This is a genomic window from Arhodomonas sp. KWT (genome assembly GCF_010993615.1).
Map to the genome: position 1 here is coordinate 1 of NZ_WNXE01000096.1, position 10919 is coordinate 10919.

A 10919-nucleotide genomic window follows, 5' to 3' on the forward strand; every position below is an offset into this window, starting at 1 on the left:
ATCGCGGGTCTCCTTTTTCCAGGGTTCAAGGTCTGTACAACCCGAATCCTACGGAGGCCCGCGGTGACCCGCCTACCCGCTTTTACACACTTCCGGGGACACTACCGATCGACTCGACCCCGTAGACCTCGCGATGGCGGTCGATGAACGCCACCATCACTTCCCGTGGCGGTCGAGCTCCGCCTGGGCGAAAAAGGCCGACGCCTTGCGCAGGATCTCGTTGGCACGCTTGAGCTCGCGGTTCTCGCGCTCAAGTGCCTTCAGCCCCTCGCGCTCCTCGGTGGTCAACCCGGCACGCTGGCCGCTGTCACGCTCGCTCTGGCGCACCCACCGGCGCAGCGTCTCCGCCGTGCAGCCAATCTTGGCCACAATCGAGGAGATGGCCGCCCACTGCGAGCCGTAGCTGTCCTGGTGCTCCAGCACCATTCGAACCGCTCGTTCCCGGACCTCGGGGGAGCATTTCACCGCTGTGCTCATGACCTGATCCTCTCAAGCTTTCAGGTCTCCGGGAATCCCGGGCGGTTCAGTGTGTGAGGTGAGCGTCCGGAGGTTCGGGGGAGGACCTAGTTAAATACTCATTGACGACAGGCAAAATCTGGTGTTACATGTAATAAGTCTATCACATATTTCTTTATATGCTGGTGTTTGTAGTCTATGTCTCTGTTTTTTATGTAAAAAATAAATAAAGATTGTTATAAAATTATTGCTTATGTTGGTTTAAACGGAATGAGTAAGCCCCACGAAGAGCGAAGATCGGAAATCATCGAAGCCACCCTGGAGATTGCGGCAGACCAAGGTGTAGGGGGTGCCACGACGCAAGCCATTGCAAGCCGCGTGGGGATTGCGCAGCCGACAATCTTTCGTCACTTCAAGAACCGCAACGCGATTTTCGAGGCCGCGGTCACCGGAATCGCCGAGGCCCTATTCCGGAATGTGTCAGGACTGCTCGAGGGGTGCGAGCCGGCGGACGTCCGGCTCCGGGAACTCATTCGGCGCCAGCTGCGGTTTATCGGCCGTCGCCGCGGAGTTCCCCGGCTTCTGTTCTCGGACCGCCTTCATGTCGAAGTTCCCGCGCTTCGAAAGGTCGTCCTCGGCGTGATGGATCGCTACGCGAACGCGCTTGCCCGGCTGATCGAGGAGGGTGTGTGGGAGCAACGGTTCCGGCACGACCTGGATCCCAAGGAAACCGCGCGAGTGCTGATATCGATGATCCAGGGGCTGGTGGTGCGCTGGTCCCTGTCCGATTACTCATTCGAGCTCGAAGACGAAGCCGAGGTGGTGTGGCGGGTTCTGTGGCATGGGTTGAAGCCCGCTGACGCCCAATAACGTTATCAATGGCGCAATCGACTAATCACCTGCTGGAGCCGCCAATGTCGCCTAGTGGATACCGTCGCCCCCCACTCCGTAAGCGCGCCACGGAAGTAGCCTTTGTCATGATGGGGTTTGGCTTGTTGGTGGGAAACGCCCGCGGAGGTGGGCTCGATCGCGTCATGCAAGCCATGGAATCCGATTACCAGGCGCTGAGCCGGGCTCTTTTTAGGGAAGACTATGTTGAGGCCAAAAAGGCAGCCGAACGCCTAGCGAGTCATCCTACGCCGGGATTCGCCGAAAAACTGACGCTTCTCGCCCGCCTTGGGACAGCGGCCGGGCGGTTTCAGGAACTCGATAGCCAAGTCAAGGAGACAGCCCGAGACATCTCCTCAGCTGCTGACGCACGAGCCTTTGACCGTATGGCGACCGGCTTCGAACGCCTTACGGATCGGTGCCTGAGCTGCCACAGCCGGTTCGGTACCCACGCCAACCTGGACGCAAGCGATTAGGGAGGCCAGATGATTCAGCCCGCACCGCCACGCTTGGGTCCCTCCAATAAGCCGGACGTTGTCATCGCACTCGGATCCAGCAATGCCTTTCTCGCCGTGATTGGCACGATCCGTGACCTGGGTGGAGTCATTAGCCATGAATGAATGGGGCCATCGATGGAAGCGCTGGGCCTGGGTTGTGGCAGGGGCAGGTATAGGCCTGACTTTGATAGCGGCGCTGGTTGCCAATCGGGATGTTCCCCAACGCGACGAAAGAGTCGCGCAGGAACCATCGGTGTCGATCATCGAAGTCAAGGCGCTTCCCTTCCAGTTGGAAGCACGTGGTCGCGGGGTGGCCCGTCCGCCCGAAATCTGGCAGGCAACCGCCAACGTGTCCGGACGAGTTGTTGGACGTCATCCGAGGCTGGAGAGCGGCAATATCCTGTCCAAGGGCACCCAGCTGTTGGCCCTCGACCCGACTCGTTACCGGCTCGCCATCGCCAGTGCGGAGGCGGAGCTGGCTCAGCTGGAGGCAGAAAAGCGTCAGCTCAATGCCGAGGCGGCCAACAACCGTCAGCTGCTCGAGCTGGAAAGGGACCGTCTCAACCTGGCCGAGCGCGAGCTGGACCGTTTCCAGCGTTTGGCCGAGGAGAACCAGATTTCCCAGTCCGAGCTGGACCAGCAGCGCCGGGCGACGCTCGCCCAGCGCCTATCGGTGGCCAAACTGGAGAACGAACTGACCCTCATCCCGCACCGGCGCAAGCAGTTGCAGGCTAAACAGGAGCAGGCACGCACCCGCGTCGACCAGGCCCAAGAGGATCTTGCGGATACCCGGTTTGAGTCGCCTTATGATCTTCGCGTCAGTCAGGTGGCAGTGGAACTCCACGACCAGGTCAGCAGGGGCCAGAAACTGTTCGAGGCCTACAGTATCGAGGCGACGGAAGTCGAGGCCCACTTCCCCCTGCCCATGCTGCGCAGGGTGGTGGGGGCGGTGGCGCGTGCGGATGCTCCTCCGCAGGCTTTGGGGCCCCACGACAAGCTGGCGTTGTCGGACATCCGGGCCGAGGTGGTCCTGGTCGGTGATGATGACGTTCGCTGGCCGGCCCGGGTTGCCCGCATCGCGAGCGGTCTGGACCCCAACACACGTACCGTCCGGGTCGTGGTGAGTGTCGACGCCCCCTACGAAAAGGCGGCACCGCCACAGCGGCCGGCGCTGCAGCCCGGCATGTACGTCCGGGTCCGGCTGACCGTCTCGAGCCCTGAGCCCCGGATGGTTATCCCCGTCAGTGCTGTGCATGACAACCAGGTGTACCTGGTAACCGGGGAGAATCGTCTCGCCCGGCAGTCCGTGCGGGTAGCCTTTCAGCAAAGCGACCTGGCAATCATCGAGGAGGGGTTGCCCCCCGACGCCCGGGTCATCGTGGACGATCCCATCCCCGCCATCGACGGTATGCCGGTGACGCCCCGTCGGGATAAGGGCCTGGAGCGGGCGCTTCGGGCACGCGCCCGGGGGGAAGAGTCATGATTCGCTGGTTTGCGGGCCACCCCACCGCCGCCAACCTCCTGCTCATCGTGATCCTGGCGGCCGGGCTGTTCGCGGCGCCTTCCCTCAAGCGGGAGACCTTTCCCGACTACCGTCCGGTAGAGGTAAGTGTTGAGGTTACCTACCGTGGCGCGACCGCGCGAGATGTGGAGGACGAGATCTGCGGGCGTTTGCATGACGCCATCAAAGGGGTGGACTACCTGGACGAGCTGTCCTGCACGGCCCAGGACAACCGCGCCAGCGCAGTGGCAACGATGGCTGCCGGCGGAGACCCGATCCGTTTTCTCAACGAGATCGATTCCGAAGTGGGTGCCATTACGGACCTGCCCGCGCAGGCCGAGGAGCCGGTGGTTCGGGAGCTTAACCGGAGTGACCTCGTGGCGGCAGTGGCTGTCACCGGGGGCATGTCGCGGGACCAACTGGAAGACTACGCCTATCGCCTCGAGGACCGGATTATGGCGCTGCCCGGTGTCGCCGAGGTCCATATCCAAGGCGTGTCTCAGCGCCAGTGGCAGGTGGCGGTTCCCAGGGAGGTACTGAACCAGCACGGCCTGTCCGCGCGGGGACTGGCTGCTGCAGTGGCTCATCAGAACGTGGACATGCCACTTGGCACCCTGGAGACGAAGGACCGGGATATCCAGCTGCGGTTCACCGACCAGCGCCGATCACTGCGCGCGCTCAAGCAGCTTGTGGTGATCTCCGACCGGGAGGGGGGCGAGCTGACCCTCGGCGACATCGCCACCATCAAGCAGGTGGGCGAGCGGAAAGAGGAGAAAACTCGTTTCAATGGCGATCCGGCGGTGGTACTGGAGGTCAGCAAGACCCTCAGGGGCGATTCCCTGCGGGTGATGGAGGCCCTCAAGGGGGTAATCGCGGAGGAAGATGAGCGTTTCGGCGACGGCGTTCGACTGACCCTGACACAAGACATGACGAGCATCGTTCGGGACCGGCTGCAGATGCTGGTAGAGAACGGCTTAATGGGGCTGGTACTGGTCATGGCGGTGATGAGCCTGTTCTTCCGACCCCGACTGGCAATTTGGGCGGTGCTGGGATTGCCGGCCGCGTTCATGGGCGCCTTCTTCGTCATGGGGGTCACAGGCCTCTCCCTGAACATGATTACCCTTGTGGCGCTGCTCATGGCCATCGGCATCGTCATGGATGACGCGGTGGTCATTGTCGACAACATCGCGGTCCATGCCGGCGAGCAGCTCACGGCCTTGGCGGCGGTCACCGAGGGCACCCGTCAGGTGCTGCCAGGAGTTCTCTCTTCGTTCCTTACAACCGTCGTGGTCTTTGGCCCGCTCGCTTTCCTTGCCGGAGAGCTCGGCGCGGTTCTCGAGGTACTGCCGATCGTGCTGATTGCCGCCCTGGCCGCCAGCCTGATCGAGGCCTTCTGGATCCTCCCTCACCACCTAAAGGAGAGCGTTCCCAAGCTGCGTGCGGGCCACAATTCCCGTTTCCGGCAGGCATTCGATCGAGGTTTCAACGCCTTCCGGGAGGCCGTGGGCCGCACTGCGGACGTCGCCATCCGCTGGCGTCACGCGGTGCTCGGGCTCCTCGCCACGGTTCTTCTCGGTTCGCTGGGCTTTCTGGCCGGCGGTCATATCGGTAGCGAGGCCATGCCTGACATCGAGGGTGACGTGCTCGAGGCCCGCATCCTCATGCCTCAGGGCACGCCCCTGTCCCGCACGGAAGCGGTGGCGGGCCGGGTCGAAGGAGCCATGCACCGACTCGACGAGCGCTTGACCCCGGAACAGCCAGGGCAAAGCCCGCTGGTGGAGTCCATTCAGACGCGGTTCAACTACAACCCCAGCGCAGGGGAAGCGGGTCCCCACGTGGCCACCGTCATTGTCGACCTGCTTACCGCGGAACGACGCACGGTCGACCTGGATCGGCTGACCGCGCTCTGGCGGGAGGAAATCGGTGCCGTAGCCGGCATTCACAGCCTGATCATTCAGGAGCCGGGGTTCGGGCCGGCCGGCATACCCATCGAGATGCGTCTCAAGGGGGACGATCTGAATGTACTCAAGACGGCCGCGCTGGATGCCGCGGAGCACCTGAGGAGCTACGACGCGAGCAACAACGTCATGGACGACCTGCGCCCGGGCAAGCCGCAGCGCACGCTCTCTCTGGCACCTGGCGCCCACGTCCTGGGCCTGACCGCCGAGGAGGTCGCCAGCCAGCTGCGCGCGGCGTGGCTGGGCCAGATCGCGGATAACCAGCGCGTAGGCCAGCGGGACGTTGATATTGTGGTTAGCGAGCCGGACAGTGACGGCGACAGCCTCGATGACCTCGCTGATCAAACCATCTCCCTGCCCAGCGGCGAGCAGGTGCCCCTGCGGGAAGTGGCAGATATTCGGAAGCAGCGCCAGTGGGCCAAAATCACCCGAATCGACGGCCGGCGCACGGTGACGGTGGAGGCCAACGTAGACGCCCGCCAGAGCAGCGGTCAGGAGATCGTCACCGACCTGCGCGACAGCGGCTGGCTGGCCAACTTCCGCGAGCGCCATCCGGGGATCGACGTGGTCTTCGATGGCCAGGTGTCCCGCTCCGCCGAGACTGGAGGCTCCATCGCCCGGGCCCTGCTGATCGGACTGGTCGGAGTCTTCATCATCCTGTCGTTTCAGTTCCGCAGCTATGTCGAGCCCTTGATCGTGATGCTATCGATACCACTGGCCTTCGTGGGGGCGATCTGGGGGCATGTCCTGATGGGCTACTACCTGTCCATGCCGTCACTGATCGGGGCGGCCGGCCTGGCAGGTATTGTGGTCAACGACGCTATCCTCATGATCCAGTTCATCAAGAGCCATCGCCTACAAGGTCGGCCGGCAGCCGAGGCCGCAGGCCAGGCAAGCCGAGACCGCCTTCGAGCGATTCTGATTACGTCTTCTACCACAATCGCCGGCCTGTTCCCCTTGCTGCTCGAGACCAGCACCCAGGCCGACGCCATCAAACCCCTGGTCGTGTCCGTCGTCTTCGGCCTGCTGACAACGACGATTCTCGTTCTGGTGGTAATCCCGGCACTCTACGTGCTCTTTGACGATTGGGGGTGGGCCGCCCAGCCTGCCCACGAGGCGGGAGGGGGTTGAGGTTATGGGCCCTGGGAAAGGCAAAGCCGCCGGTCTGCGTTATCCGCGACACAAGCCCATCCAGTGGGGTCCATTTCGCGGCCTCAATCCGGTGGTCACCACAGCCTCCTCTGTATTAATCGGAGTCTGGCTGGCCTTGGGCGCCTTCTGGACCGAAACCGCCGATCGTGTGCTCGCCGCAGCCCATGCCACTGTGGGACCCACCCTGGAGTGGTACTACGTGGTGCTCGTCACCTTCCTCCTGGCGGTGATCGTCTGGCTGGGCATGGGCCGCTACCAGGACGTACGCCTGGGACAAGAGGATGAACGACCCGAGTTCGGCTTCCCTTCCTGGATCGCCATGCTGTTCGCCGCCGGCACCGGGGTGGGCCTGATCTTCTGGAGCATCGCCGAGCCCGTGGCGCACTTTCAGGGCAACCCCTTCAACTTGGCCTCGGGTACCCCGGAGGCGGCGGCCACGGCGATGCGACTGACCTTCTTCCACTGGGGGCTGCACGGCTGGGCCGTGTTCGCGGCGGTGGCACTGGCGCTTGCGTACTTTCGCTACCGCAAGGGGCTGCCCCTGACAATCCGCTCCACCCTTTACCCCCTCATCGGGCGCCGGATTTACGGCTGGCCGGGGGACCTGGCCGACACCTTGGCCGTGTTCGGAACGGTTTTCGGTGTCGCCACCACGCTTGGACTGGGGGCGGCACAGATGAACACGGGCCTCGATCGGCTGACCGGTTTCGGGGTGTCTCTGGACCATCAGCTAGTGATCATTGCGGTCGTGACCGGCCTTGCCACCCTATCGGTGGTTAGCGGCGTCCGCCGCGGCGTTCGCCTGCTGAGCATCGGCAACCTCTGGCTCAGCCTCGCCCTGCTTGGCTTCTTTCTGGTCTATGGGCCCACCACCTACCTCTTCCGATTCCTTGCCCAGAACACCGGCTCCTATCTCCAGCATCTGGTGGAAATGAGCTTCTGGACCAATGCCACGGGCGATTCCGGCTGGCAGCAGGAATGGACAGTCTTCTACTGGGGCTGGTGGCTCGCCTGGTCGCCGTTTGTAGGGATGTTCATCGCCCGCATTTCTCGGGGACGAACTCTACGCGAATTCGTGTTCGGCGTGCTCCTAGTGCCAACACTGTTCAGCTTCGTCTGGATCGGCCTGTTCGGCGGTACTGCCCTCCATAGCGAGCTGTACGGGCCCGGCGGTATCACCGCTGCCGTCAACGTCGACGTAACCCTCGCCCTTTACCAGACCATCGACGGAATGCGTGGGGCCAGCCTGACTAACGTCGCCGCCGCCATCGCTACCCTGTTGATCGCCACCTACTTCATCACCTCCGCGGACTCCGGGACGCTTGTGATCAATACCATCTTGGCCGAGGGCGATTCTGACCCGCCCACAGCGCCACGGGTTATTTGGGGGCTCGGAGTGGGCGTGCTGACGGGCGTACTGCTTACTGGGGGCGGAGTGCCCACTCTGCAGTCCGCGGTCGTCATGGCCGGTCTGCCATTCTCGGTGGTGGTCTTGGTGATGGTGCTGGGGCTGATTGCCGCGCTGCAGACAGAAGAATCCGGGCCGCGGCCGGCCCGCAAGGCCCGACTTTCCCGCGAACCCTGGACTGGTCGGGATCGGCTGGATTGAACAGCGGCGATGGACATGACCCGCCGGTCAACGACACGGCGTGAAACCCCCGGTCAGGATACGCACGGCACGTACATAGGGCAGCTGTGACGCCGCATGTTCGACTCGCTGCTCCAACTCCTCGTCGAGTGATGGAGCGGCGTGGCCGTCGAGCTCCAAGTCGACATGCAGGCCATCGTCGCGGTAATGAAGGGTGGTCCGGGCTACGGCGCGTGTCTCCGGAATCTCCGACCAAGCCTCGCGCAACTTCGCCAGCGCCCGCCCTCGCAGCGGCGCACGTGTTGACGCTGGCACAGACTCAGTGTCCACGTGAACCAGCGCTTCGCCCGGGCGGTCGAGCTGATCCAACAGTTCAGTCTTGGTCGCCTCGCCGATGCGGTGACCTTCGGAAACACTAATCCACGGATCCACGACAATGTGCACTTCAATTAACACCTTGCCGGCCATGACTCGGGTCCTCAGCCCGTGATGCTCCTCCACGCCCTCGACGGAGTCGACGGTTCGCGCCAACTCGCGCAGGGTCGTATAGTCCAGCCCGGTGTCCACCAGCTCGCTCAGCGCATTCCACAGGAAGTGACCGCCCATGGCGCCCAGCATGACGGCGACCACCAGCGCCGCTGCCGCGTCGAGCCATGGCGCGCCGGCGAAGGCACCGCCGAGGCCGATTAGCACCACGAGCGACGAGAGGGCGTCCGAGCGATGGTGTCAGGCGTTTGCCTCGATCAGCCGGGATTCCGCATGGCGTCCCACCTGGCGCGTGTACCAGAACAGCCCTTCCTTCGCTGCGAGGGACACAAGGGTCACCGGGATTGCGAGCCCGGCCGAAATGGCGGGTCTGTCCCCGGAGATCATCAGCGCGCGTATCGCGTCGAAGGTAAACCCTCCGGCGGCCGACAGCAGCAGCATGCCGACAGCGGCGGTGACGAGTGTCTCGAACCGTTCGTGCCCGAAGGGGTGGTTGTGATCCGGTGCTTTCCCACCGATGACCATTCCAACGAGCACCAGGGCGTCGCTGACCAGATCTGACAGTGAATGGACGCCGTCCACTATCAGGGCCTGGGAATGAGCCGCGAAGCCAAACACCACCTTGGCGACGCCGAGCACCAGATTTACGGCAGCACCAACCAGCGTGACGCGATGTTTAGCGTCAGCGTCCGGTAACGTTTCCGGGATGGCGTCTTCATTCATGACAAGCGTTGCCTCGGGAGAAATGCCCCGGGGCGGGCATGGCCCGTCCCGGGGCGGCGGGGATGTTCAGTCGGCGTCGTTCTCTCGTCGACGGCGAACGATGTCACCGACCAGAAGGGCAGCCGGATAGAGCACCTCTTCTTCGGTGGCGGCATGGACGCCCAGGTCGGCGCAGAAGTCGACGATGTCGTTGCGACCGGCTGACTCGGCGGCGCGGGACAGCGACGCGGCCGCCTCCCTGATGGCCTCGTGTTCTTTGAGCATCACCGGGAGCTCGGCACCGAGCGCGTCCGTCATCTCCAGGACACGGTCCATTTCCGGGTCATACTCGCCCCGCGAGAGCGACCCGAGAAGCCCGAGCGGCGGCATCGCGATCTCCTCCTCGCGGACGAAATGCGGGTGCATGACGTCTATGAGCCTGCGCGTCGCGTCGGCGATCTCCCCGCCAGCGTCCAGGGCGGCATCCAGACGCCGATGCAGCTTCTGGTGCTCAGTGGTCAGGGGCTGTGGAATCTGCGGTTTCATGTCCTTCACCTCCGTATTGCCGAACGCGCGGCCGTCGCTCCGTGCACGGCGTCGGCCGTACACTTCGAATATGGCGCCATGTTGCGGCATGGCAGGGCGCGGACTCTGCAACTTAAGTTGCACGGGGGATACGATGAATCAGCTGGTCAATGCGCTCGGGGAGGTTCCGTATTTTCAGGATCTCCCGGCTGCGGCGATCGAAGGCATCGCGCACCGGGCTCGGCTCAGGCAAGTCACCGCGGGCGAGCCCATCGTCATCCAGGGGCAGGAATGCGCCGGGCTCGGGGTGGTCGTCGCCGGGCAGGTCCGCGTGTCACGAAGCTCGCCGGAAGGACGGGAACAGGTGCTGCGGATACTTGGGCCCGGCCGGACCTTCAACGACGCGGCTGCCATCGACGGAAACCCGAACCCCGGTACCGTCACGGCCGCCGAGGACAGCGTCGTTGGCCTCATCCCGCGTCAGACAGTGCTGCGAGTTATTGACGAATATCCGGCCGTCGCCGCGGCGATGCTTCACCTGCTGGCCTACCGACTACGCTCGTTGGTGGACCTCACCGAGGACTCTGCGCTGCATTCGGTGGTGGCACGGGTCGCGCGGCTGTTGCTGCGCTGCTCCGAGGGCGATCAGCCGCTGGTGGAGGGGGTGCCGGACGCCTGCGTCAGGATCACGCAACAGGACATCGCTGCGTTGACGGGCTCGGTACGCGAGGTGGTCCAGCGGGCGTTGAAGCTGCTGGAACAGGAGGGGGCAATCCGCATGGCGCGGGCCCGGATACATGTCCTGGATCCCCGCATACTCCGGGACTATGCCGAGGAGCAACGGTAAACCAATGACCGGCATAGGACTCAGGGGGTTGCCCTGTGGGCGCGGAGACTTCCTGACGAGGCCTTGGCAATCCTGGTCGGACTGGTGGATTACCCATTCAGGCGGGCGCTGCGCCGCCCAGCGTCTCGGTAGACCCGCATGAGCCGGTCGCGGATGGCCCGCGCCGAGGGCCTGAACTCCTGCCAGAGGGGCCAGTGCTACTTGCCCGGGCTCGACGAACCGGATGGCCCCGGCAAAAGGGCGTGCAACCGAATTGACATAGTGTTGATTCGACACTAAGTTGGAGGCTCCTGTACGTGGAGGGACACGACGGTGCGCG

8 protein-coding genes, 2 pseudogenes and 1 other annotated feature are annotated in these 10919 nt (G+C 63.9%); of the genes and pseudogenes, 6 read left to right on the top strand and 4 right to left on the bottom strand.

The features are described from left to right. Positions 1–93 precede the first annotated feature (93 nt). Positions 94–199: a sequence feature (AL1L pseudoknot), on the bottom strand. Then, a pseudogene (locus tag G7A99_RS12980) lies at positions 98–477 on the bottom strand (transposase); the annotation flags it as partial. (Overlaps the previous feature by 102 nt.) A 249-nt stretch (positions 478–726) precedes the next feature. Between G7A99_RS12980 and G7A99_RS12985 the strand changes: the two are divergent. From G7A99_RS12985 to G7A99_RS13005, 5 genes are all read left to right on the top strand, one after another. Next, positions 727–1326 carry a TetR/AcrR family transcriptional regulator gene (locus G7A99_RS12985; RefSeq protein ID WP_163140734.1) on the top strand — a complete coding sequence of 200 codons (600 nt, stop codon included), beginning with the start codon at positions 727–729 and terminating at the stop codon, positions 1324–1326. A gap of 107 nt (positions 1327–1433) precedes the next feature. Then, a complete protein-coding gene (locus G7A99_RS12990) occupies positions 1434–1820 on the top strand; it encodes a hypothetical protein (protein WP_163140736.1) in 387 nt (128 codons plus the stop codon). A gap of 136 nt (positions 1821–1956) precedes the next feature. After that, positions 1957–3324, top strand: coding sequence for an efflux RND transporter periplasmic adaptor subunit (locus G7A99_RS12995; protein ID WP_163140738.1), 1368 nt, complete (start codon positions 1957–1959; stop codon positions 3322–3324). Beyond that, positions 3321–6431, top strand: a complete 3111-nt coding sequence (locus G7A99_RS13000) for an efflux RND transporter permease subunit (RefSeq protein WP_163140741.1) — start codon at positions 3321–3323, stop codon at positions 6429–6431. The genes G7A99_RS12995 and G7A99_RS13000 overlap by 4 nt, the downstream gene beginning before the upstream one ends. 4 nt (positions 6432–6435) lie before the next feature. Then, positions 6436–8061 (top strand): BCCT family transporter, encoded by a 1626-nt coding sequence (locus G7A99_RS13005; RefSeq protein WP_163140744.1) that lies wholly within the window; start codon positions 6436–6438, stop codon positions 8059–8061. A 27-nt stretch (positions 8062–8088) separates the two neighbouring features. Here the strand turns inward: G7A99_RS13005 and G7A99_RS13010 are convergent, their stop codons facing one another. The 3 genes and pseudogenes from G7A99_RS13010 to G7A99_RS13020 form a co-directional block, all read right to left on the bottom strand. Next, positions 8089–8607, bottom strand: coding sequence for a cation transporter dimerization domain-containing protein (locus G7A99_RS13010; RefSeq protein WP_256379722.1), 519 nt, complete (start codon positions 8605–8607; stop codon positions 8089–8091). Between the two features lie 9 nt (positions 8608–8616). Continuing rightward, positions 8617–9249, bottom strand: a pseudogene (locus G7A99_RS13015) (cation diffusion facilitator family transporter); the annotation flags it as partial. 66 nt (positions 9250–9315) lie between these two features. After that, complete coding sequence (locus tag G7A99_RS13020; RefSeq protein ID WP_163140753.1) at positions 9316–9864, bottom strand: hemerythrin domain-containing protein; 549 nt, start codon at positions 9862–9864, stop codon at positions 9316–9318. 43 nt (positions 9865–9907) lie between these two features. Here G7A99_RS13020 and G7A99_RS13025 point away from each other — a divergent pair, with 43 nt between their 5' ends. Next, positions 9908–10600, top strand: a complete 693-nt coding sequence (locus G7A99_RS13025; RefSeq protein WP_163140756.1) for a Crp/Fnr family transcriptional regulator — start codon at positions 9908–9910, stop codon at positions 10598–10600. Positions 10601–10919 lie beyond the last annotated feature (319 nt).

Bases quoted from the DNA above. Each gene is read 5' to 3' on its own strand.
- G7A99_RS12985 (WP_163140734.1), top strand. From the start codon at position 727: ATGAGTAAGCCCCACGAAGAGCGAAGATCGGAAATCATCGAAGCCACC.
- G7A99_RS12990 (WP_163140736.1), top strand. From the start codon at position 1,434: ATGATGGGGTTTGGCTTGTTGGTGGGAAACGCCCGCGGAGGTGGGCTC.
- G7A99_RS12995 (WP_163140738.1), top strand. From the start codon at position 1,957: ATGAATGAATGGGGCCATCGATGGAAGCGCTGGGCCTGGGTTGTGGCA.
- G7A99_RS13000 (WP_163140741.1), top strand. From the start codon at position 3,321: ATGATTCGCTGGTTTGCGGGCCACCCCACCGCCGCCAACCTCCTGCTC.
- G7A99_RS13005 (WP_163140744.1), top strand. From the start codon at position 6,436: ATGGGCCCTGGGAAAGGCAAAGCCGCCGGTCTGCGTTATCCGCGACAC.
- G7A99_RS13020 (WP_163140753.1), bottom strand. From the start codon at position 9,864: ATGCCGCAACATGGCGCCATATTCGAAGTGTACGGCCGACGCCGTGCA.
- G7A99_RS13025 (WP_163140756.1), top strand. From the start codon at position 9,908: ATGAATCAGCTGGTCAATGCGCTCGGGGAGGTTCCGTATTTTCAGGAT.